19 protein-coding genes are annotated in these 21577 nt (G+C 70.7%); 4 read left to right on the top strand and 15 right to left on the bottom strand.

Going from position 1 to position 21577, the window contains the following annotated elements; genetic code table 11:
* Position 1: 1 nt before the first annotated feature.
* The 10 genes from FFT10_RS01570 to FFT10_RS01525 all read right to left on the bottom strand — a co-directional run bounded on the left by FFT10_RS01570 (position 2) and on the right by FFT10_RS01525 (position 8329).
* Positions 2–868, bottom strand: a complete 867-nt coding sequence (locus FFT10_RS01570) for a class III extradiol dioxygenase subunit beta (protein WP_137731008.1) — start codon at positions 866–868, stop codon at positions 2–4.
* Positions 868–1257: a protocatechuate 4,5-dioxygenase subunit alpha gene (gene ligA / locus FFT10_RS01565; RefSeq protein ID WP_137731007.1), complete on the bottom strand. Its 390-nt coding sequence runs from the start codon at positions 1255–1257 to the stop codon at positions 868–870. The genes FFT10_RS01570 and ligA overlap by 1 nt, the downstream gene beginning before the upstream one ends.
* A gap of 2 nt (positions 1258–1259) precedes the next feature.
* Complete coding sequence (locus FFT10_RS01560) at positions 1260–2192, bottom strand: amidohydrolase family protein (RefSeq protein ID WP_137731006.1); 933 nt, start codon at positions 2190–2192, stop codon at positions 1260–1262.
* 3 nt (positions 2193–2195) lie between these two features.
* Entirely contained in the window at positions 2196–3161 is a 966-nt protein-coding gene (locus tag FFT10_RS01555; protein WP_137731005.1) for an NAD(P)-dependent oxidoreductase, read from the bottom strand.
* Between the two features lie 14 nt (positions 3162–3175).
* Entirely contained in the window at positions 3176–4165 is a 990-nt protein-coding gene (locus FFT10_RS01550) for a Bug family tripartite tricarboxylate transporter substrate binding protein (RefSeq protein ID WP_137731004.1), read from the bottom strand.
* A gap of 24 nt (positions 4166–4189) precedes the next feature.
* Positions 4190–4873, bottom strand: coding sequence for a 4-carboxy-4-hydroxy-2-oxoadipate aldolase/oxaloacetate decarboxylase (gene ligK / locus FFT10_RS01545; protein WP_137731003.1), 684 nt, complete (start codon positions 4871–4873; stop codon positions 4190–4192).
* A 29-nt stretch (positions 4874–4902) separates the two neighbouring features.
* A complete protein-coding gene (locus tag FFT10_RS01540) occupies positions 4903–5931 on the bottom strand; it encodes an amidohydrolase family protein (RefSeq protein ID WP_137731002.1) in 1029 nt (342 codons plus the stop codon).
* 28 nt (positions 5932–5959) lie between these two features.
* A complete protein-coding gene (locus tag FFT10_RS01535; RefSeq protein ID WP_162854842.1) occupies positions 5960–6661 on the bottom strand; it encodes a substrate-binding domain-containing protein in 702 nt (233 codons plus the stop codon).
* Between the two features lie 117 nt (positions 6662–6778).
* A complete protein-coding gene (locus FFT10_RS01530) occupies positions 6779–7342 on the bottom strand; it encodes a DUF427 domain-containing protein (protein WP_137731001.1) in 564 nt (187 codons plus the stop codon).
* A 48-nt stretch (positions 7343–7390) separates the two neighbouring features.
* Positions 7391–8329 (bottom strand): LysR family transcriptional regulator, encoded by a 939-nt coding sequence (locus tag FFT10_RS01525; protein WP_137731000.1) that lies wholly within the window; start codon positions 8327–8329, stop codon positions 7391–7393.
* A 95-nt stretch (positions 8330–8424) separates the two neighbouring features.
* On the opposite strand from FFT10_RS01525, the gene FFT10_RS01520 reads away from it, so the two are divergent.
* Both FFT10_RS01520 and FFT10_RS01515 read left to right on the top strand, forming a co-directional pair.
* Positions 8425–9093 (top strand): flavin reductase family protein, encoded by a 669-nt coding sequence (locus FFT10_RS01520; RefSeq protein WP_137730999.1) that lies wholly within the window; start codon positions 8425–8427, stop codon positions 9091–9093.
* 17 nt (positions 9094–9110) lie between these two features.
* Positions 9111–9767: a DUF1345 domain-containing protein gene (locus FFT10_RS01515; RefSeq protein WP_162520672.1), complete on the top strand. Its 657-nt coding sequence runs from the start codon at positions 9111–9113 to the stop codon at positions 9765–9767.
* A 15-nt stretch (positions 9768–9782) separates the two neighbouring features.
* Here FFT10_RS01515 and FFT10_RS01510 read toward each other — a convergent pair whose 3' ends face one another.
* A complete protein-coding gene (locus FFT10_RS01510; protein ID WP_137730997.1) occupies positions 9783–11009 on the bottom strand; it encodes an acyl-CoA dehydrogenase family protein in 1227 nt (408 codons plus the stop codon).
* A 179-nt stretch (positions 11010–11188) separates the two neighbouring features.
* Here FFT10_RS01510 and FFT10_RS01505 point away from each other — a divergent pair, with 179 nt between their 5' ends.
* Positions 11189–12376: an acetyl-CoA C-acyltransferase family protein gene (locus FFT10_RS01505; RefSeq protein ID WP_137730996.1), complete on the top strand. Its 1188-nt coding sequence runs from the start codon at positions 11189–11191 to the stop codon at positions 12374–12376.
* 345 nt (positions 12377–12721) lie between these two features.
* On the opposite strand, the gene FFT10_RS01500 is transcribed toward FFT10_RS01505, so the two are convergent.
* Both FFT10_RS01500 and FFT10_RS01495 read right to left on the bottom strand, forming a co-directional pair.
* Positions 12722–13543, bottom strand: a complete 822-nt coding sequence (locus FFT10_RS01500; RefSeq protein WP_137730995.1) for a C1 family peptidase — start codon at positions 13541–13543, stop codon at positions 12722–12724.
* A 105-nt stretch (positions 13544–13648) separates the two neighbouring features.
* Entirely contained in the window at positions 13649–14761 is a 1113-nt protein-coding gene (locus FFT10_RS01495; protein WP_137730994.1) for a 5-methyltetrahydropteroyltriglutamate--homocysteine S-methyltransferase, read from the bottom strand.
* 130 nt (positions 14762–14891) lie between these two features.
* On the opposite strand from FFT10_RS01495, the gene FFT10_RS01490 reads away from it, so the two are divergent.
* Complete coding sequence (locus FFT10_RS01490) at positions 14892–15740, top strand: 3-hydroxybutyryl-CoA dehydrogenase (RefSeq protein ID WP_137730993.1); 849 nt, start codon at positions 14892–14894, stop codon at positions 15738–15740.
* Here FFT10_RS01490 and FFT10_RS01485 read toward each other — a convergent pair.
* Positions 15734–20506 (bottom strand): PAS domain S-box protein, encoded by a 4773-nt coding sequence (locus tag FFT10_RS01485; RefSeq protein WP_162520671.1) that lies wholly within the window; start codon positions 20504–20506, stop codon positions 15734–15736. The two genes, FFT10_RS01490 and FFT10_RS01485, sit on opposite strands and share 7 nt — an antisense overlap.
* Positions 20499–21542, bottom strand: a complete 1044-nt coding sequence (locus FFT10_RS01480; RefSeq protein ID WP_265575316.1) for an HD-GYP domain-containing protein — start codon at positions 21540–21542, stop codon at positions 20499–20501. The genes FFT10_RS01485 and FFT10_RS01480 overlap by 8 nt, the downstream gene beginning before the upstream one ends.
* Between the last annotated feature and the right edge of the window lie 35 nt (positions 21543–21577).

The raw sequence follows: 21577 nt of genomic DNA, 5'->3' as shown, positions 1-21577 counted from the left end.
GTCAGTTGTTCTCCAGGATCAGGTGGCCCACCGCGGTGTTGCTGGCGGGCACATGGTAGAAGCGGTGCCTGACCGTCGGCGCCGGGCCGCCGGCCACATCGGCCATCGCACCGCGGGCGATCAGCCACATCACCAGCTCGATGCCCTCGCTGCCGGCCTCGCGCACATAGTCGATGTGCGGCACGGCGGCCTGGCCGGCGGGGTCGGCAATCAGCCGGTCGAGGAAGGCGTTGTCGAAGGGCTGGTTGATCAGGCCGGCGCGTGGGCCCTGCAGCTGGTGGCTCATGCCGCCGGTGCCCCAGATCTGCACCTTCAGCGGCTGGTCGAAGGATTCGATGGCACGGCGGATGGCCTGGCCCAGCATGAAGCAGCGCTTGCCGCTGGGCACCGGGTACTGCACCACGTTGACGGCGAAGGGGATCACCGGGCAGGGCCAGGCGGGGTTGGGGCCACCGGGCTGGCCGAACATCAGGCTCATGGGCACGGTCAGGCCGTGGTCGACGTCCATCTTGTTCACGATGGTCAGGTCGAAGTCGTCCTGGATCACGCTCTGCGCGATGTGGGCGGCCAGCTCGGGGTGGCCGATCACCTGCGGCACCGGGCGCGGGCCCCAGCCCTCATCGGCGGGGGTGAAGCTGGCCGCCGTGCCGATGGCGAAGGTGGGGATCATCTCCAGGCTGAAGGCGGTGGCGTGGTCGTTGTAGACCAGGAAGATCACGTCGGGCGTGTTGTCGGCCATCCACTGCTTGCTGGGCTCGTAGCCCTTGAACAGCGGCTGCCAATAGGGCTCCTGGCTCTTGCCGAGGTCGAGCGCAGCGCCGATGGCCGGCACGTGCGAGGTGTAGACGCTGGCGGTGATGCGGGCCATCAGTTCTTCTCCCCGATGTAGCGGTTGCCTTCGGGCGAGCGGCCGCCGGCCAGCATCATCGCCGCATACTGTTCCTGGGTCATGCCGGTCATGCTGGCGGCCATGTACTGAAAGCTCTTGCCATCGGTGGCGCCGATCTTGGCCAGGAAATAGATGTTGCCGCCGGCGGCGATGCAGCGGTTCAGGTCGCGGGCCAGCACGGCCTGCTTCTGCTCCTCGGTCATCGGCCACTGGTCCAGGTAGGCCCGCTCATCGCGCTTGAAGGCCTCCCGGTTCGCGGCCTTCATCAGGCTCATGCAGAACTGGTTGAGGTGGTAGCCCTTGCGGGACTGGTCGGCGTCGAAGATGGTCGTGCCGGGCACGTCCAGATAGGGTTTGTCCAGGGCCATGGTCATGCCTCCTCGGGCCAGTAGAGACGCATCGGGTTGTCCACCAGCAGCTTCTGCTGCAGGTCGGCGGTGGGCGCGATGTGCGGGATGAAGTCGACCAGCAGGCCGTCGTCGGGCATGTGGTCCTTCAGGTTGGGATGGGGCCAGTCGGTGCCCCAGAGCACGCGGTCGGGGAACTGCTGGACGATGCGGCGGGCGAACGGGATCACGTCCTGGTAGGCATGGCGCTCGCCGTGCAGCGCCTTCGGGCCGGTCACCGACAGCCGCTCGGGGCAGCTGACCTTGCTCCACACATTGCCGTGCTCGCGCATGAAGCGCTCGAACAGCGCGAACTGCGGGCCGTCCACCGGCAGGCTGACATCGGGCCGGCCCATGTGGTCGACCACCACGGTGGTGGGCAGCGCGGTGAAGAAATCCCACAGCTCGGGCAGGTCGACCGCCTCGAAGTAGATGACGACGTGCCAGCCCAGCTGGGCGATGCGGCCGGCGATTTCCAGCAGTTCGTCCTTGGGCGTGAAGTCGACCAGGCGCTTGACGAAGTTGAAGCGCACGCCGCGCACGCCGGCGGCATGCAGGTCCTGCAGCTCGGCATCGCTGATGCTCCGCCTGACGGTGGCCACCCCGCGCGCCCTGCCAACGCTGGCGCGGCAGGCATCGACCAGGGCGCGGTTGTCGGCGCCGTGGCAGGTGGCCTGCACGATCACGTTGCGGGTGAAGCCCAGGTGGTCGCGCAGCGCGAACAGCTGCTGCTTGCTGGCATCGCAGGGGGTGTACTTGCGCTCGGGCGCATAGGGAAACTCGGCGCCCGGGCCGAAGACATGGCAGTGGGCGTCAACGCTGCCGGGTGGCAGCTGGAAGGCCGGCTTGCTGGGGCCGGTGTACCAGTCCAGCCAGCCGCTGGTCTTGGTGAAATCGCCCGTGGTGGGTTTGCTCATCGGTCAGTCCTTATTGCGGGTGGCCGCCAGCAGGCGGTCGGCAACCGCAGCCTCCAGGATGCGGTCGGCCTCTATGCGCCAGTCGGCGCTGCGGGCGAAGCCCGGTGCGCCCTTGGTTCCGAACACGCCGGCGTCGGCCAGGTCGGCGATGTGGGCCTGGCGCTCGGCGGTGCCAGTGGCGCTGTGCGGCACGAGGCCGGCCTCGCGCACCGTCTCGGCCACCTCGCGCACTTCCTCGCTGCGCCGGCGGCCGTGCTCGATCACCCGCTGGAAGAAATAGGCGCCCTGCTTCTCCCAATCGATGCCCGGGAAGGTCTCGTGCAGGCTGGCCAGCACGGCGTCCTCCACACCGTAGAAGCGCGCGGTGGTGAAGCTCTCGATGACCATGGCCTCCAGGCCCTTGATCATCACGCTGCGGCACATCTTGGTGGCGCTGGCCACGCCGAGGCGGTCACTCGCGACCTTCGCATCGAAACCCAGGGCGTTGAGCAGTGGTGCCAGCGTGGCGGCCAGGCCGCCTCCCAGCAGCAGGGGCACGCGGATGCGGTAGGGCGGGATGCTGGTCATCACCGCGCCTTCCACGTACCGGCCCCCTGCCCCGTCGACCAGCGCGGCGGCGCGCTGCTTGGCGCCTGGCGAGGCGGAGTTGAAGTCGAGGAAGAAGGCGCCGGGCTGGATCGCAGGTGCGCAATCGGCCGCCACCGGCACGGCCTGGCTGGCGGTGACGGCACTGACGATCAGGTCGACCCCGGCGGCCAAGGCCGCGGCGGATGTGGCCAGCTGCACGCCGTGGGCGCCGGCGTGCGCCCGTAGCGGCGCGGCACTGGCCGGGCTGGCCAGCTTCAGGTCCCAGGCGGCCACGGCCACGCCCTGGGCGCGCAGGTCCTCGGCCAGGATGTGGCCCACCTCGCCATAGCCGACGAGGCCGACCTGCCAGCGCTGGGGCTCGGTGGTGGCGGCGTGGGTCATCGCTGCAACCGCCATCAGTCGAGGCTGGCCTTGGCGCGCTTGATCACGTCGGCGTACTTGACCGACTCGGCGCCGATGAAGGCCTTGAACTGCTCGCGGGTGACCGGGAAGGCCTCGTAGCCGAAGGCGGCGAAGCGCTGCGCCATGTCGGGCTCGGCCAGTGCGGCGTCGACATCCTTCTGGATCTTCTCGGCCACTGCCTTGGGCAGGCCCGGCGGCGTGGCCAGGGTGGTCCAGCCGGTCATCTCGTAGCCGGCCGGTCCGCCCGATTCGGCCACCGTGGGCACGTCGGGGAAGGCCGGATGGCGCTTGGGTGCGGTGACCGCGATGAACTTGATCTTGCCGCCCTTCTGCAGCGCGCCGGCGGTGGCCAGCGAGCCCAGCGACCAGTTCATCTCGCCGGTGGCCACGGCGGTGTAGAGCATCGACGTCTCCTTGTAGATGACGTGCTGCATCTCGGTGCCGGTCATGGCCTCCAGCAGGGCCGAGCCCAGGTGCACCGGGTTGCCCACGCTCCAGCTGCCGTAGTTCAGCTTGCCCGGGTTGGCCTTGGCGTCGGCCATGATCTCGCCCACCGTCTTGTACTTGCTGCCCGCGCCCACGGCCACGAAGAAGTAGGTGCGGAACAGCGGCGCCACCTGCTCGAAGTCCTTCACCGGGTCGTAGGGCAGCTTCTTGAAGAGGTGCGGGTAGGCCACGAGGTGGGAGTTGTCGAGCTGGATCAGCTCATGCCCGTCGGGCGTGGCGCGCTTGAAGCCGTCGATGGCGATGAAGCCGTTGGCGCCGGGCTTGTTCTCCACCACCACCGGCTTGCCCCAGCGCTTCTGCAGCTTTTCGGCCAGCACGCGCAGCGCGGCATCGGGGCCGGCGCCGGCCGGGAACGGGGTGGTGATGCGCACCGTCTTGGTCGGCCAGTCGGTGGCGTGGGCCTGGGCCTGGGCCGCAGTGCCCAGCGCCAGCAGGCTGGCCGAAGCAGTGGCCGCGATGAGGAAGGAACGTCGCATGGTGTCTCTGGCGGTGGAGGTGGATCAGTCGATGTACTTCAGGCCCGCGGCGGCCAGCGGCTCGCGCATCTTGTACATGTCCAGGCCCAGCACGCCCTGGGCGAGCTGGTCGCGCTTGGCGCCTTCATTGGCCTCGCGGGCCTGGGCGGCCTGCAGCGTCTTGGCGGCCAGGGCGCGCGGCACGCAGACCACGCCGTCGTCGTCGGCCACGACCACGTCGCCCGGTGTCACCAGCATGCCGGCGCACACCACCGGGATGTTGACCGAGCCGATGGTCGCCTTGATCGTGCCCTTGCTGCTGATCGCCTTGCTCCACACCGGGAAGCGCATCTCGGTCAGCGTCTTGACATCGCGCACGCCGGCATCGATGACCAGGGCACGGGCGCCACGGGCGATGAAGCTGGTGGCGAGCAGGTCACCGAAGTAGCCGTCGGTGCATTCGGCGGTGATGGCGGCCACCACGATGTCGCCGGGGCGGATCTGCTCGGCCACCACATGCATCATCCAGTTGTCACCGGGGTGCAGCAGCACGGTGACCGCCGTGCCACTGACCTGTGCGCCGGCATAGATCGGCCGCATGTAGGGCTTGAGCAGGCCGACGCGGCCCATGGCCTCGTGCACCGTGGCGCTGCCCAGCGACGCCAGTGCGTCGGCGGTGGCCGCGTCGGTGCGGGTGATGTTGCGGTAGACGACGCCGAGTTCGTACATGGTGGGTGCTCCTGCGTGGGATGGAGAACTCAAAGGCCCTTGGCCTTGAGCTGCTTGTTGAGCCGGCCGAACACGCGGCGGGCATTGCCTTCGTAGACCAGCTGCTTCTGCGCGGCACTGAGTTGCGTGCTCGCTTCGATGTACCGCTTGGTGTCGTCGTAGTAGAAGCCGGTCTCGGGGTCGATGCCGCGCACCGCGCCGATCATCTCGCTGGCAAACAGGATGTTCTCCACCGGGATCACCTTGGTCAGCAGGTCGATGCCGGGCTGGTGGTACACGCAGGTGTCGAAGAAGATGTTCTTCAGCAGGTGCTCGGTCAGCAGGGGCTTCTTCAGCTCCTGCGCCAGGCCGCGGAAGCGGCCCCAGTGGTAAGGCACGGCACCGCCACCATGGGGAATCAGGAACTTCAGCGTCGGGAAGTCCTTGAACAGGTCGCTGGTCAGGCACTGCATGAAGGCCGTGGTGTCGGCATTCAGGTAATGCGCCCCGGTGGTGTGGAAGCAGGCGTTGCAGCTGGTGCTGACATGGATCATCGCCGGGATGTCGTACTCGACCATCTTCTCGTAGATGGGGTACCAGCTGCGGTCGCTCAGTGGCGGGCTGGTCCAGTGGCCGCCCGACGGATCCGGGTTCAGGTTGATGCCGACGTTGCCGTATTGCTCCACGCACTTCACCAGCTCGGGGATGCAGGTGGCGGGGTCCACGCCGGGGCTCTGCGGCAGCATGGCGGCGGGCACGAAGTGGTCGGGGAACAGCTGGCTCACCCGGTAGCACAGCTCGTTGCAGATCGCCGCCCAGGTGCTGCTGACCTGGAAGTCACCGATGTGGTGGGCCATGAAGCTGGCGCGCGGGCTGAAGATGGTGAGGTCGCTTCCGCGCTCGCGCATCTTGGCCAGCTGGTTCAGCTCGATGGTCTCGCGCAGCTCGTCGTCGCTGATCTTCAGGTCGGCGGCCTTGGGCATCTTCACGGGGTCGGCGATGCCGGCGATCTGCGCATTGCGCCAGGTCTCCAGCGCCTTGGGCGCGGTGGTGTAGTGGCCGTGCACGTCGATGATCATCTTGGTCTCCTGTGACGTTGGATGGGGGTCAGGCGGCGGCCATGCCGTGGCGCTGCTTGGCAGCCGCGGTGTCGGGTGACGCCAGCCAGGCCAGCAGCGCGCGCACGGCGTCGGCCTGCTGGCTGGTGGCGGCTACGGCGCCTGAGAAGATGGTGTCGATCTGCACCGGCGCCGGCAGGTCGCCCAGCAGCTGGATGCCGGCCAGGCCGATCAGCTCGCTGCGCTGCTGGAAGCCCAGCGCCACTTCGCCGCTGGCCACCAGGCTGCCCACCGGCACGCCGGCGCGGGCCTGCACCAGCCGGCCCTGCAGATGGTCGGTGAGGCCCCAGCGTTCGAACAGCTTCAGCAGCTGGGTGCCGCTGGGCCCGGTGGAGTAGCCGATGGTCGGCGCGGCCAGCACGGCGGCGCGCAGCGCGGCTTCACTGCCGATGTCGGGCTGCGGCGCGCCGGCCGGCACCGCCACGGCCACGGCCGACTGCACCAGATCGACCCGGCTGCCGGGCAACAGGTGGCCCGCCGCCAGCAGGGTGTCAATGGCGTCGGATGCCAGCACCACCACATCGAAGGCCTCGCCCGCCGCCACCCGCTTGGCGGCATCCACGCCGCCCACCGAGGTCATCGCCACCGGCTGCCCGCCCTGCGCCTGCCACTGCGCCAGCAGCTCGGCCAGCAGCTGGCGGGTGGCCATCGATGAGATGCCGTTCAGCGGGGCGGGCGGGGTCTGGGCCATGGCATGCGTTGGGGATGGGTGCGCTGCGCCGATTCTGGGCGCGGGCGCACCAACCACCCAGGCATTGCTGGCTCTAGCTGCTATGCCTTTGTGGCATGGCTTGAAGCCAGTGCCCCGTCACCAGCCTTCGCTGCCCGGCGCGCCCTTGAACGGGCCGACCAGCTCGGGCGTGATCCAGCCGCCGTAGAAACCGCCTGGCTGCGGTCGCAACGGTTGGCCGTCGATGGTCCCGGACAAGGCGCCGAGGTAGAACGCCACCCGGTCGGCCAGTGCCTCGGCGCCGGCCAGCGGCTGCGGGTAACTCCAGGCCACGCCGGGCAGCTGACGGCCGCCGTCGACCAGGTTCCAGTACCGTGCCGGGCCCTTCCACTCGCAATACGAGCCGCCGCCCGCCGGCTGCAGCAAGTGCCGCGCGACATCGGCCCAGGGCAGGTAGAAGCTGGGCGGGTGGGCGGTTTCCAGGACACAGAGGGCGCGGCGCGTGCGCGCCACCTCCAGCGTGCCCCAGCGCAGCACCACCTCGCGGGTGTCCGGCGCCAGCCGGGGCGGCCGTGGAAAGTCCCACACCGACACCTGGCCCGGCCCGGGCACCACGGCGAACGGCGGCCGCTGCTGACCGCGCCAAGCCCAGGCGTCACGGGCGGCCTGCAGCCAGTCAGGGGGCGGGGGTGATGGCGGCATGGGCGTGGCGCAGCGGGTGGACCAGCCCGCATCGTCGCCCAGGCCGCTTCACCCCGGCTGCGACGCGGCCGCCGCGCCCTGCGGCAGCGCCCGCACCAGCTCGGTCAGCAAGGCGGTGGTGGCGCGCACCAGCGGGCTGGGCCGCTGCCGGGCCGACACCGCCAGGCACAGCATGCTGTGCAGGCTGGGCTGCACCAGCGGGCGTACCCGCAAGGCGTCGGCCCGGCCGGAGGCCGACACCGCGCTGGCATGCAGCACCGCATGGCCGTAGCCGGCACACACCAGGTCGATGATGGCGGCGATGCTGCTCACCTCCCAGGCGATGTCCAGCTTCAGCCCGGCCAGCAGCGCCCGGGTCTCCAGCAGCTTGCGGATGGCGTGGCTGCGCTCGGGCACGATCAGCGGGTGATTCGGCAGATCGGCCAGCGGCAGTGCGGCACTGCTGGCGCCGTGCCCCCCCTGCCCTCCCAGTCCCATTGGCGAGACCAGGCACAGCGCCTCCTCGATCACCGGCGTGATTTCCAGTGCCGGCTGCGGCTCGGGGTTGTAGAGAAGGCCGGCGTCCACCCGGCCGGTGCTGATCCATTCGGTGATGTGGCTGGACAGGCCCTCGACGATGGCCAGCCGTGCCCGCGGGCAGCGGCGCTGGAAGCCATCGATCAGCGGCAGCGTCAGCTGGCGGCCCACGCTGGGCGGCAGGCCGATGGTGATGCGGCCCAGCGGCTCATCGCGCGCGCCGCCCATGTCGGCCTCGGCCTGGGCCAGGGCCTGCAGCAGGTTGCGGCCATGCTCGTACAGCCGCTGGCCGGCCTCGGTCAGCACCACGCCGCGGCCGTTGCGCAGCAGCAGGGTCTCGCGCAGGTCGGTCTCCAGCGCGCGCACCTGGCGGCTGAGCGCCGGCTGGGCGATGTCGAGCACCAGCGCGGCCTTGCTGAAGCTGCCCAGCTCGGCCACATGCACGAAGGATTCGAGTTGCTTGAAGTTCATGGCGGCCGGTGCGTTGCCCGGGATTGTCCGGCAGCGGACGCCACCCCGGCCGGCGCCGGCCGATACTGCGCCGTTGCCACCTGCCCAGCCCCACCATGCACTACCCCACCTCCGCCCGCGCCCCGGGCCTGGCCCATGATCCGTTCAAGGCCCTGGCCGTGCCGCGGCCGATCGGCTGGATCGGCACCGTCGATGCCGCCGGCGTGCCCAACCTGGCCCCCTACAGCTTCTTCAATGCCATCAGCGACCGGCCGCCGATGGTGATGTTCAGCTCCGGTGGCACCAAGGATTCGCTGCGCAACATCCTGGCCAATGGCGAGTTCACCTGCTCCATCGCCAACCAGGCGCTGACCGATGCGATGAACCTCAGCTCGGCGCCGGTGGCGCCGGGCGTCAGCGAATTCGGCCTGGCCGGGCTGGACGCGGCGCCGTCGATGCTGGTCAAGCCGCCGCGGGTGGCCCAGGCGCCGGCCGCCTTCGAATGCCGGCTGTGGAAGACGATCGAACTGCCCCTGCCCGAGGGCAAGGGCGGTGTACCCTACACCATGGTGATCGGCGAGGTGGTGGCGGTCTACATCGATGACCAGTACATCCGCAACGGCATCGTCGACACCGGCGCAATGCGGCCGCTGGCCCGGCTGGGCTACATGGACTATGCGGTCGTCAGCCCCGAATCGATGTTCACGCTGAACCGGCCGACGGCCAGCGCCGATGGCCAGCGTGCAGACGTGCAGCCCGGGCCCTGGGACGGCGTCTACCGCTGATTCCTGCCCGCCAACCCGTGCCGCGCCACCCGCTGCAGCGCCACCTGCGCGCCCATGTGCGGCTGGCCACGGCGGTGGCGGTGGGTGCCGGTGTCGCCCTGCTGCTGCCCGCCGACTGGGGCGGCCTGCAACGCGCCCTGGCCGGCTGGAACCTGGCGGTCTGGCTCTATCTGGCCCTGGTGGCCTGGATGATGCACCGCGCCGGCAGCGGCCACCTGCGCCGGGTGGTCGACCAGCAGGCCGACAGTGCCCGCACGGTGCTGGTGCTGGTGATCTTGGCGACGGTGGTGAGCCTGGTGGGCACGGTGGTGGAACTGGCCGCGGCGAAGGCACCGGGCGGGGCCCACGCCCTGCCGCATGTGCTGCTGGCGGCCAGCACCGTGGTGGGCGGCTGGCTGCTGCTGCCCACGGTGTTTGCGCTCAGCTACGCCAGCCACTTCCACAGGCCGGGCGGCGGCGGGCTGCAGTTTCCGGGTGCCGACGACCGGTTCGAACCCGGCTATGCCGACTTCCTGTACCTGTCCTTCACCATCGGCGCCACGGCGCAGACCTCGGACGTGGCCATCACCACGCCCGGGATGCGCCTGCTGGTGCTGGCGCAGGCGCTGCTGTCGTTCGCCTTCAACACCGCGGTGCTGGCGCTGGCCATCAACCTGGCGGCCAGCCTGTTCTAAACCGGCCGCGGCGCTTCACTTCGCCGGGGCGTACTTGCCGAGTTCGATCTTGGCAATCGCATTGCGGTGCACCTCGTCCGGGCCGTCGACGATGCGCACGGTGCGCTGGTGGGCATAGGCCTCGGCCAGCCAGGTGTCCTGGCTCACGCCGGCGGCGCCGTGGGCCTGGATGGCCCAGTCCACCACCTTGCAGCTCATGTTGGGCGCCACCACCTTGATCATCGCGATGTCGGCCTTGGCCACCTTGTTGCCCACCACGTCCATGCGGTGGGCGGCGTTCAGCGTCAGCAGCCGGGCCTGGTCGATCATGCAGCGGCTCTCGGCAATGCGCTCGGCCCACACGCTCTGCTGCGACAGCGGCTTGCCGAAGGCGATGCGGCCCGAGAGACGCTTGCACATCAGCTCCAGCGCCCGCTCTGCGGCGCCGATGCTGCGCATGCAGTGGTGGATGCGGCCGGGGCCGAGGCGGCCCTGTGCGATTTCGAAGCCACGGCCCTCGCCCAGCAGGATGTTGCTGGCCGGCACCCGCACGTTCTCCAGCACGATCTCCATGTGGCCGTGCGGCGCGTCGTCGTAGCCGAACACATGCATCGGCCGCAGCACCGTCACGCCCGGGGTGTTGCGCGGCACCAGCACCATGCTCTGCTGGCTGTGGCGCGGGCCGTCCGGGTCGGTCTTGCCCATCAGGATGAAGATCGCGCAGTTGCTGACGCCGGCGCCGGACGACCACCACTTGCGGCCGTTGATGACGTATTCGTCGCCCTCCCGGCGGATGCTGCACTGGATGTTGGTGGCGTCCGACGAGGCCACCGCCGGCTCGGTCATCAGGAAGGCCGAGCGGATCTCGCCGCGCAGCAGCGGCTCCAGCCACTGGTCCTTCTGGGCCTCGGTGCCGTAGCGCTCGATGGTCTCCATGTTGCCGGTGTCCGGCGCATTGCAGTTGAAGACCTCGGACGACCACATCACCCGGCCCATCTGCTCGCACAGCGGCGCGTAGTCCAGGTTCGACAGGCCCTCGGGTGCGCGGTGGCTGTGCGGCAGGAACAGGTTCCACAGGCCGGCGGCGCGGGCCTTGGGCTTGAGTTCCTCGATCAGGTCCAGCGGCTCCCACTGAGTGTCGGCCCGGCGGCGGTGGTGCAGCTCTTCGTGGTGGCGCGCCTCGTTCGGGTAGATGTGCGCGTCGTAGAAGGCCCGCATGCGGTCGAGCAGGTCCTGGGTGCGGGCAGAGGGTTCGGCAAACATGGCAATGGTTGGGTGGCAGGTGTCAATGCGGGCGGATTCAACCACCGGGCCCCAGGCCGGGCGGTCGCCTTGGCGACGTGGCCCCGGCCGCCGGTGCATGCGCTTGCGCAGCGTCAGCCCGCTGCAAAATTCGGGGCCTATCCTGCGATCCGCACACCCCACACCAAGGAGATTCCGCCATGTCCACAGCCCGTGATGTCTACGTCGTCAGCGCCGCCCGCACCGCCATCGGCACCTTCGGCGGCACGCTGAAGGACACCACCCCGGCCGACCTGGCCACCGTGGCGGTGAAGGCCGCGCTGGAGCGCAGCGGCGCCGCCCCTGACAGCGTGGGCCACCTGGCCATGGGCACCGTGGTGCTGACCGAGCCGCGTGATGTCTACCTCAGCCGCGTGGCGGCCATGCATGCCGGTCTGCCGAAGGAGACGCCGGCCTTCAACGTCAACCGCCTCTGCGGCTCGGGCCTGCAGGCCATCGTCTCGGCGGCGCAGTCCATCCTGCTGGGTGACTGCGACGTGGCCGTGGGTGCCGGCTGCGAGGTGATGTCGCGCGGCGCCTACCTGCTGCCCAGCGCCCGCTTCGGTCAGCGCATGGGCGACGCGCAGATGCTCGACCTGATGGTCGGTGCACTGCACGACCCGTTCCACAAGATCCACATGGGCATCACCGCCGAGAACGTGGCCGAGCAGTTCGGCATCAGCCGCAGCATGATGGACGAGCTGGCGACCGAGAGCCACCGCCGCGCCGCTGCGGCCATCGCCGCCGGCCGCTTCAAGGACCAGATCGTCCCGGTGATGATCAAGTCCCGCAAGGGCGATGTGGCCTTCGACACCGACGAGCATGTGAAGGCCGACACCACGATGGAGACGCTGGGCAAGATGCGCCCGGCCTTCAAGAAGGACGGCAGCGTGACGGCAGGCAATGCCTCGGGCATCAACGACGCCGCCAGCGCGGTGGTGCTGGCCGCCGGCGATGCGGTCAAGGCCCAGAACCTGAAGCCGCTGGCCCGCCTGGTGGGCTATGCCCACACCGGCGTGGAGCCCACCATCATGGGCATCGGTCCGGTGTCGGCCACGCGCAAGGTGCTGGCCAAGGTCGGTCTGAAGGTGTCCGATCTGGACGTGATCGAATCCAACGAAGCCTTCGCCGCCCAGGCCTGCGCGGTGGTGAAGGAACTGCAGCTCGACCCGGCCAAGGTCAACCCCAACGGCTCGGGCATCTCACTTGGCCACCCGATCGGCGCCACCGGCGCCATCATCACCACCAAGGCCATCTACGAACTGCACCGCACCGGCGGCCGCTACGCGCTGGTGACGATGTGCATCGGTGGCGGCCAGGGCATCGCTGCGATCTTCGAGCGCTGCTGAGCTTCGGGCCGCTTAGGGCAGCTCTCTGCGGACATGCATTGATCTGCGCGAGGCCGAGGCCAGTGGGCAACTGGCCGACTCCGTGTCCCCCCGGGCCTGCTGGCCCTCCTTCCTCTTACCTGCGTCGGCCAGTCACCCACTGTCCTCGTCCAGCCACCATCGCCGCATGCGGCGCGTGCCACGGTGGTGGCTGAGCGCCGGGCCGGGAGGGCCTGCTTTGCGGAAGTGAAGGCGGAGTCCTATGCGCCGCTTGCGGCGTGTAGGACGGGGGACATGGAGCAAAGCAGGCCCTCCCGGCCCGGCACGATCGCGCAGAACCTCAGATCGCGTCGAGCCCGGAGGCGTCTAAAGCACCACGCCAAACGCCTCGGTGAACGCCGGCTGGGCGTAGCTGTCGGCAGCATGGGCGAAGCCCTTGTCGCCCCAGTCGGTGCCCCAGCTGTTGCGCACGATGAAGCGGCCGTTGACATAGCCCACCAGCGCCACGCAGTGCCCGCCCAGCCCGCTGTTGGGCGTGTAGGTGTCGAGCTTGCCCTTGCTGGCAGTGGCCTGCATGAAGGCGTTGTCCACGTCCAGCCGGGTCAGGATCGGGCCCTTGGTGGCCAGCCAGTTGCGCCAGGCCGACAGGTTGCGCCCCAGGTTGAAATAGGACGCGATGCGCCGCTGCGCCGCCAGCGCGTAGAAGGTGTTCGCGCTGCCGGTGTACATCTGCGACTGGCCGCCCAGCTTGAACGGCAGCACCTTGTCGGTCACCACGCCGAACTTCTGCGCGATGCCCAGCGCCGCCGTCAGCCAGGTGCCGTCGCTTTCGACGAAGCTGGTCGGCCGGGTGGTGTATTGATCGGTCTCCTTCGACGCCATCCAGATGTAGCGCACCGAGAGCTTCTCGGTCTTGGCCAGGCGACCGGCCTTCACGAAGTGCCAGCGCAACACCGCGTCGGCCGTGCCCCAGCCCACGCAGCTGCCGGTGTTGCCCTGGTCGCCGACGGCCCACCAGGCTTCCCGCAGGTCGATGTTGGCGGCCGCGGCGGCGGCCGACTTCGGCGTGCTGGCGCTGGTGATGCCGGCGGCGGCGGCCGTCTCCAGCGTCCAGTTCTTCTCGGGCTTGGGCGACGGCAGGCAGTTCAGGATGAAGGGGGAGGGCTTGGTGCGGCTGCGGGTGGCCATGGCGGTCTCCTGTGGTGGGATGCGCCGCATGCTGCGCCGCCGCCTGCCGGGCCGCAAGCGCTGCACTGGGGGCGAGCCGCTGCCGCGTCCTCCGGCTTGGGGATTTCAGGACCAGACGCGCCGTGCCACTTCCACCACCCGCTCCAGCTTGCGCCACTGGTCGTCCTGCGACAGCGCATTGCCGTGGTGGGTGCTGGAGAAGCCGCACTGTGGCGACAGGCACAGCTGGTCCAGCGGCACCACCTTGGCCGCCTCGTCGATGCGGCGGACCAGGTCGTCAGCGCTCTCCAACTCGCCCAGCTTGGTGGTCACCAGGCCCAGCACCACCTGCTTGCCGGCCGGCAGGTGGCGCAGCGGCTCGAAGCCGCCGGCGCGGGCGTTGTCGAACTCCATGAACCAGCCGTCGACATCGGTGCTGAACATGGCCTCCACCACCGGGTCGTAGCCACCCTCGGCCACCCAGGCGCTCTTGAAGTTGCCGCGGCAGGTGTGGATGGTCACCGCCATGTCGGCCGGCCGGCCGGCCAGCGCGGCGTTGATCACCTGGGCATAGCGGCGCGGCAGGGCATCGGGATCGTCACCGTTGGCGCGGCAGTTGTCGCGGATCTTCGGATCGCACAGGTAGGCGAACGTGATGTCGTCAAGCTGCAGGTATTTGCAGCCCGCATCGGCCAGGTGGCCGATGGCCACGCGGTAGGCTGTGGCCACGTCGTCCCAGAAGGCGTCCAGGTCGGGGTAGGCGGCGCGGGAGATTGCGGCCCGCCCGCCGCGCAGGTGCAGCATCGACGGCGACGGGATGGTCATCTTGGCCACCGCACCGGGACCGCCCTCCCGCGCGACCACGCCGGCCAGGAAGCGGAAGTGCTCGGCCATGATCGGCCCGCTGCAGGCCACCCGGCCGGTGACCGAGGCGATCGGCGGCTGCTCGCTCTGCCCAGCGATCCTGAACTTCTGGCCACTGTTGTCGACCAGCGTCACGCCGTCCAGCTGCGCCAGGAAGTCGAGGTGCCACCAGTCGCGGCGGAATTCGCCGTCGGTGATCGACTGCAGGCCGCAGGCGCGCTGGCGGCGCACGGCCTCGGTGATGGCGGTGTCTTCCGCGGCCTGCAAGGTGGCGGCATCGATGGCCCCGGCACGGTGGCGGGCGCGGGCATCGGCCAGCGCGGCGGGGCGCAGCAGGCTGCCGACCTGGTCGGCACGGAACGGGGGCTGGGGCATGGCGGCTTTCGGCTGTGGACAGTGGCGGCCATGATGCCCAGCCACCGCAGGTGGCCGCCATCGGTGCCGGCCCCAGCGCAGCGGTTAAGCTGCTGCATCGCAACATTCCAACCGTCCGCAGGAGACCCACATGAACATCCAGACCATCGGCGTGATCGGCGCCGGCACCATGGGCAACGGCATCGCGCAGGCCTGCGCGGTCAGCGGCCTCGACGTGGTGATGGTCGACATCGACGACGCCGCGGTGCAGCGTGGCCTGGCCACCGTGTCGTCCAGCCTCGACCGGCTGGTGAAGAAGGACAAGCTCAGTGCCGAGGCCAAGGCCGCGGCCATGGCCCGCATCCAGGGCAGCACCGACTACGCTGCGCTGAAGCCGGCGCAGCTGGTCATCGAAGCGGCCACCGAAAACGAAGGCCTCAAGCGCAAGATCCTGGCCCAGCTCGATGCCACGCTGCCCGCCGAGACCCTGGTGGCCACCAACACCAGCAGCATCTCGATCACCAAGCTGGCCGCCGCCACGCAGCGGCCGGACCGCTTCATCGGCATGCACTTCTTCAACCCGGTGCCGATGATGGCGCTGGTGGAGGTGATCCGTGGTCTGCAGACCAGCGACGCGACGCACGACGCCGTGTTTGCCATGGCGCAGAAGCTGGGCAAGACGCCGATCACGGTGAAGAACGCGCCCGGCTTCGTCGTCAACCGCATCCTGATCCCGATGATCAACGAGGCCTTCTTCGTGCTGGCCGAGGGCCTGGCCAGCGCCGAGGACATCGACGCCGGCATGAAGCTGGGCACCAACCAGCCGATCGGCCCGCTGGCCCTGGCCGACATGATCGGCCTCGATGTGTGCTTGGCGGTGATGAACGTCTACGTCGAGGAATACGCCGACAGCAAGTACCGCCCTGCCCCGCTGCTGAAGGAAATGGTGGCGGCCGGCTGGCTGGGCCGCAAGACCGGCCGCGGCGTCTACCGCTACTGAGGCGCGGCCGCCTCGGCCCGCGGCGCCGACAGCGTGGCCAGCAGGGCCTCGGCCTCGACCAGCGCAGCCTCGTGGTCGTGCTGGCGCAGCGGGCGGGCCAGGCGTGCGGCAGCGGCCGGACCCAGGCTGGCGCGCAGGCCGGGCTCCAACCGGCGGAAGGCATCGCCGGCCTGGAAATCGGCCTGACGCAACAGGCCGGCCAGCTGCTGCAGGCTGTTGGCCAGCGCAGCGGGTGGCGGGCTGTCTGCTGAAGCGAACGGCGGTGCATCGGTGTCCAGGCGTTGCCGCACCGCTGCGATCAGGCTGGCCAGGCTGGCTTGCAGCGCCGCGCCATCCGGCGCAGTCTGCGCTGGCGTGCCGGCGGCGCCCAGGGCCTTCAGCTGCAGCTCCAGGCCCTGGGCCTCGGCCTGCAGCGCGGTGGCGCCCACCGCGCCGCAGGCGCCGCGCAACGCATGCAGCTGGCGCTGCGCGGCCGGCCAGTCGGCCGCCTGCAGCGCGGCGTCCAGCCCGGGCACGCCCTGGCCGTAGTTGTCGCAGAACTGGCGCAGCACCCGGGCATACACCGCATCGCGCCCCGGCAGGTACAGCAGCGCACGCGACATCGTCAGGCCCGGGATGCCGGAGAAGTCCGGCTGGCCCGCCGGCGCCGCCGCAGCTGCGGGCACAGCCGGCGGCACCACGCCCGGCTCGGCAGGCGGGGCCGGCGCTGCGGCTGGCGCGGCGGCCTTGGCGTCCGGGACCCGTGCGGCGGCTGGCTCCGGCGGCGGTTCACTGTCGACCACCCGCGCCGGCAGCCAGCGGCCCAGCAGCGCGTACAGCAGTTCCGGATCGACCGGCTTGGCGATGTGGTCGTCCATGCCGGCGTCCAGGCAGGCGCGGCGGTCGTCGCCGAAGGCGTTGGCGGTCATCGCCAGGATGGGCGTGCGGGCATGGCGGGCGGTGGCGCGCAGCGCCCGGGTGGCGGCCAGCCCGTCCATCACCGGCATCTGCATGTCCATCAGGATCAGGTCGTAGTGGTGGGCCATGGCCAGTGCCATGGCCTGGCGCCCGTCTGCTGCGAGGCTGACCTCGATGCCCACGGCTTGGAGCAATTCGCTGGCCACTTCCTGGTTGATGGGGTTGTCCTCGGCCAGCAGCACCCGCTGGCCGGCGGCACGCTGCAGCAGCGCCCGTTCATGCGGTTGTGCGGTGGCGCGGTCAGGCTCGGCGCGCTGCCAGGGCTGCTGGTCCAGCCGGTCGATGCAGGCCGACAGCGCCGACTGCATCACCGGCTTGACCAGGCTCACCACGGCCGTGCCGCCAGGCAACGGCAGGTGGCCGGTGCCGCGCTCGTCATCGACGATGAGGATGCAGGGCGGCGTGCTGCCTTCGCCCAGCCGCGCATGCAATTGCTGCAGCGCTGCCACGCCACCGGTGCCGGGCATGCCGGCGTCCAGCAGCAACAGCTCATAGGGCCGGCGGCGCTGCTCGGCCTGCAGCGTGGCATGCACCGCCGCCTCGCCGCTGTCCACGCTCTCGACCTGCATGCCCATGCGGCGCAGCATGTCGGCCAGCGCGGCACGGGCCTCGGGCAGATCGTCGGCCACCAGCACCCGCCGCCCGGGCAGGCGGGCCGTGTCCGCCAGGGCTGGTTGGGTGGCGCGCTCGAAATTGGCGGTGAACCAGAAGCAGCTGCCATGCCCCTGCACCGTGTGCACGCCCACATCGCCGCCCATCAGCAGGGCCAGCCGGCGGGTGATGGCCAGGCCCAGGCCGGTGCCGCCGAAACGCCGGGTGGTGGAGGTGTCGGCCTGCTCGAAGGCGTTGAACAGGTCGACGATCTTGTCGGCCGGCACGCCCACGCCGGTGTCGCGCACCGAGAAGCGCAGCCGCAGCATGTCGGCATCGGCGCCCATCAGCTCGCAGCGCAGCACGATGGACCCGTGATCGGTGAACTTCACCGCATTGCTCATCAGGTTGAGCAGCGCCTGCGAGACCCGGGTCGGGTCGCCGCGCAGCAGGCTGGGCACACCCTCGGACTTGAGCACCAGCTCCAGCCCCTTGGCGCGCGCCCGGTCGGCCACCAGGCCGCAGGTGCGCGACAGCACCGCGTCGATCGGGAAATCCGTCTGCTCCAGGTGCAGCTTGCCGGATTCGATCTTGCTCAGGTCGAGCACGTCGTTGATCACGTCCAGCAGGTGGTGGGCGGCGTCGCTCACCTTGCCCAGGCGTTCGGCCACCGGGCCGCTGCCGGCGTCGCGCTGCATCAGGTGGGTCAGGCCGATGATGGCGTTCATCGGCGTGCGGATCTCGTGGCTGATGTTGGCCAGGAAGGCGCTCTTGGCGCGGTTGGCTGCCTCGGCGCGGTCGCGCGCGGCCACCAGTTGCTCGTTCAGGGCCTGCAGCCGCAGTTCGGCCTGCTTGACATCGGAGATGTCGGCAACCAGCACGAACACGCCGGCCACGCGGTCGCCCTGCCGGTCGGGGATGTAGTGGATCCAGGCGTAGCGCACCTCGCCCAGCGGATTGGTGAGGGTGTACTCGAAGCGCTGCGTCTGGCCCGCCAGGGCCGCGTGGAAGGCGCGCTCGGCGGCATCGTCGTCGCGTTCCGGCGGACCGAACAGGTCCAGCCGGGTGCCTCCCACCGGATCCCGGCCCGGGGCGAACCAGTCGCGGTAGGTGCGGTTGGCGAAGCGCAGCACGCCGTCGGCATCCCAGTAGCCCACCATGTCGGGGATGTTGTCGGCGATGGAGCGCAGGAAATGCTCGCCCTCGCTGCGGGCGCGCACCGCCTGCTGCATGGCCCGGGTGCGCTCGGCCACCTCGGCCTCCAGGTGCTGGCGGTGCTGCGCCAGCTCGGCGGCCACCTGCACCCGCTCGGTGATGTCCTCGGTGACCGACACCAGGTAGCTGGGGTTGTGCGCGGCATCGCGCACCACGCTGCAGCTCACCGCCACCCAGATGGTGCTGCCGTCCTGCCGCTGGTAGCGCAGCTCGCGCCGGGCCGAGGCCAGCTCCCCGCGCAGCAGGCGCTGCAGCTGCGGCCACTCCTCCTGGCGGTCCACCGGGTGGAACAGCGTGCGGTAGTCCAGCGACATCAGCGCCTGGCGGCTGTAGCCGGTGATCTCGCACAGCCGCCGGTTGACGGTGAGCCAGCGCCCGTCCAGGCCATGCTCGGCCATGCCCACGGCCGAGTTCTCGAAGGTGGCACGGTGGCGCGCCTCGCTCTCGCGCAGCGCGGCCTCGGCCTGCTTGCGCTGGGTGATGTCGCGGCAGACCGCGAAGACCAGTTGCTGCCCGTCGGCCAGCACCTGGCTGGCGCTGACCTCCAGCTGCAGGGCCTGGCCATCCGGTCCGGCGATGGCCACGTCGAAGCTGATGCGCTGACCCGGCGACTTGCACAGCTGGCCCATCAGATCGGCGTCGGGCAAGGCCACGCCCAGGGCCTGCACCGCCGTGCCGGGCAGCGTGGCCAGCGGCCGGCCCAGCATGGCCGCCATGGCCGGGTTGGCCTCCAGCACCTCGCCGTTGGCGCCCAGCACCAGGATGCCATCGCGCGACTGCTCGAACAGCTCGCGCCGGCGCGCGGCCTCGCGGGCCAGCAGGGCCTGGGCCGCGCGCTGGGCGGTGATGTCGCGCACGGTGCCCACCATGCGCCGCGGCAGGCCGCTGCTGTCCAGCACCAGGCGGCCCCGGTCCTCCAGCCAGCGGGTGCCGCGCGGGTGGTTGACCACCTGCAGCTCGACGGCGAACTCGCCATCCTGCAGCGCCGCGCGGCGGGTGGCGTCCATCAGCCGCTCCAGGCTCTCGGGCGTCAGGCGGTCGGCCAGCTGGCCGAAGGACACCGGCGCGCCGGCGGGGCCGACGGCAGGCAGGCCGATCATCTCGTGCAATTCGGCACTGAAGTGCACGTCGCTGCGGTCCAGGTCCCAGTCCCAGACGCCCGCCCCGCTGGCCTTCAGCGCCATGCCCAGGCGGGCTTCGCTGGCGCGCAGCGCGGCCTCGGCCTGGCGGCGCTGGGTCACGTCCTGCAATGCGCCCAGCAGGCGCAGCGGCTGACCGGCGTCGTCGTGCTGCAGCACACCGGTGGCCGACAGCCACATCACCTGGCCGCCCTGCCGCAGGTAGCGGAACTCCACCGCCATCGGCTGCACGTCGTCGAGCGCGCGACGCGCGGCCTCGCGCACCGGCGCCACGTCATCCGGGTGCAGCGACTGGAACAGCCCGGACCTGCCGGACGCCGCGCCGGCGTTGTCGTCAGGCTGCCGGCCCAGCAGCGCCCACACCTCGGGCGAGGCGGTCAGCCGCTGGGCGCGGATGTCCCAGTCCCAGGCGCCCATGCCGGCATTGGCCATCACCAGTTTCAGCCGCTGCTCGGTGGCGCGCAGGGCCTGCTCGTCCTGGCGGCGGTCGGTGATGTCGCGGCTGCTGCCGACGATCAGCCGGCCGGTGCCGTCGGGCACGCTGTGGAGGCGGGTCTCCACCAGCCGCAGCGTGCCGTCGGCACGCCGCCATCGGGATTCGCAGCTGACGGCTTCGGGTGCATCCTGCCGCAGCAGCGCGCGCGCGCGGGGCTCCGGGTGGTCGATGTCCCAGTCCCACAGCCGCAGCGTCAGCACCTCGGCGGCACTGCGGCCCAGCAGGCGGGCGAAGGCGTCGTTGGCCTCGCACACCCGGCCGTCCACGTCCAGCGCGAACAGCGCATCGGGCGCCTGGGCGAACAGCAGGCGGCGCCAGGCCAGGTCATGCTGCGGCATGCTGCCCGCGGGCGGCGGCGTGTCAGCCATGGCGCAGGCCGATGGCCGGCCAGTCGTCACAGACCTCGAGGAAGGCGTCGACCACGTCGGGGTCGAACTGCCGCTCGCGTTCGGATGCCACCACGGCCCGGGCATCGGCATGCGGCAGGGCCTGGCGGTGCGGACGCCGCACGGTGAGTGCATCGTAGGTGTCGACCACCGCCATCAGCCGCACTGGCCAGGGGATGGCATCGCCAGCCAGGCCGCCAGGGTAGCCGGCCCCGTCCCAGCGCTCATGGTGGCCGTGGGCGATCGCACGGGCCCAGGGCAGCCAGGGCGCCGGCGCCAGCCGCGCCAGCACGTCGGCACCCAGCTGGGCATGGCGCTGCACCAGCTGACGCTCGCTGGCATCCAGCGGGCCCGGCTTGTCCAGCACCCGGTCGGGCACGGCCAGCAGGCCGATGTCATGCAAGGGCGCGGCGCGCAGCACCAGCTGCACCTCGCGCTCATCCATCAAACCGGCGAAGCGCGGGTTGCGGCGCAACACCTTGCACAGGCTGCGCAGGTAGGCCTGGCTGCGCAGCCGGTGGCGGGCGGCATCGGGGTCGCGCACGTCCTGCATCTGCAGCAGGGCCTGCAGGGTGTCGTCGCGTGCCGCGAGCAGTTCGGCCTGCTGCTGCTGCAGGTCGGCCGCCAGCTGCTGCATGTCGGCATGCTGGCGCCGGCTGTCGCTGCGCTGCGCCAGCAGGCGTGCCACGCGCGCCAGCAGCACCGCCGGGCGCACCGGCTTGGTCAGGTAGTCGGCTGCACCCAGCACCAGACCGCGCTCCTCGTCCTCGGCGCTGTCGAGCGCGGTGAGCAGCACCACCGGGATGTCGGCGGTCTCGGGGTTGTCGCGCAGGGCACGCAGCACGTCGAAGCCGTCCATGCCGGGCATCATGACGTCGAGCAGGATCAGGTCGGGACGCGGCGCCATCCGCGCCAGCTGCAGCGCACGGGCACCGCTGTTGGCCACCCGCACCGCATGCCGGGGCAACAGCAGTTCGCCCACCACGCTCAGGTTCTCGGGGTTGTCGTCAACGATCAAGACCAGGGGCGGTGGCACGGTACGACAGGACGTGG

Origin of the sequence: Pseudaquabacterium pictum (assembly GCF_005403045.1) — a bacterium.
In the GTDB taxonomy this organism is placed as follows: Bacteria; Pseudomonadota; Gammaproteobacteria; order Burkholderiales; family Burkholderiaceae_C; genus Pseudaquabacterium; species Pseudaquabacterium pictum.
The sequence above is the reverse complement of the archived record's forward strand: the minus strand, read 5'-3'. Positions and strand labels throughout refer to the sequence as shown.

Bases quoted from the DNA above. Each gene is read 5' to 3' on its own strand.
- FFT10_RS01570 (WP_137731008.1), bottom strand. From the start codon at position 868: ATGGCCCGCATCACCGCCAGCGTCTACACCTCGCACGTGCCGGCCATC.
- ligA (WP_137731007.1), bottom strand. From the start codon at position 1,257: ATGGCCCTGGACAAACCCTATCTGGACGTGCCCGGCACGACCATCTTC.
- FFT10_RS01560 (WP_137731006.1), bottom strand. From the start codon at position 2,192: ATGAGCAAACCCACCACGGGCGATTTCACCAAGACCAGCGGCTGGCTG.
- FFT10_RS01555 (WP_137731005.1), bottom strand. From the start codon at position 3,161: ATGACCCACGCCGCCACCACCGAGCCCCAGCGCTGGCAGGTCGGCCTC.
- FFT10_RS01550 (WP_137731004.1), bottom strand. From the start codon at position 4,165: ATGCGACGTTCCTTCCTCATCGCGGCCACTGCTTCGGCCAGCCTGCTG.
- ligK (WP_137731003.1), bottom strand. From the start codon at position 4,873: ATGTACGAACTCGGCGTCGTCTACCGCAACATCACCCGCACCGACGCG.
- FFT10_RS01540 (WP_137731002.1), bottom strand. From the start codon at position 5,931: ATGATCATCGACGTGCACGGCCACTACACCACCGCGCCCAAGGCGCTG.
- FFT10_RS01535 (WP_162854842.1), bottom strand. From the start codon at position 6,661: ATGGCCCAGACCCCGCCCGCCCCGCTGAACGGCATCTCATCGATGGCC.
- FFT10_RS01530 (WP_137731001.1), bottom strand. From the start codon at position 7,342: ATGCCGCCATCACCCCCGCCCCCTGACTGGCTGCAGGCCGCCCGTGAC.
- FFT10_RS01525 (WP_137731000.1), bottom strand. From the start codon at position 8,329: ATGAACTTCAAGCAACTCGAATCCTTCGTGCATGTGGCCGAGCTGGGC.
- FFT10_RS01520 (WP_137730999.1), top strand. From the start codon at position 8,425: ATGCACTACCCCACCTCCGCCCGCGCCCCGGGCCTGGCCCATGATCCG.
- FFT10_RS01510 (WP_137730997.1), bottom strand. From the start codon at position 11,009: ATGTTTGCCGAACCCTCTGCCCGCACCCAGGACCTGCTCGACCGCATG.
- FFT10_RS01505 (WP_137730996.1), top strand. From the start codon at position 11,189: ATGTCCACAGCCCGTGATGTCTACGTCGTCAGCGCCGCCCGCACCGCC.
- FFT10_RS01500 (WP_137730995.1), bottom strand. From the start codon at position 13,543: ATGGCCACCCGCAGCCGCACCAAGCCCTCCCCCTTCATCCTGAACTGC.
- FFT10_RS01495 (WP_137730994.1), bottom strand. From the start codon at position 14,761: ATGCCCCAGCCCCCGTTCCGTGCCGACCAGGTCGGCAGCCTGCTGCGC.
- FFT10_RS01490 (WP_137730993.1), top strand. From the start codon at position 14,892: ATGAACATCCAGACCATCGGCGTGATCGGCGCCGGCACCATGGGCAAC.
- FFT10_RS01485 (WP_162520671.1), bottom strand. From the start codon at position 20,506: ATGGCTGACACGCCGCCGCCCGCGGGCAGCATGCCGCAGCATGACCTG.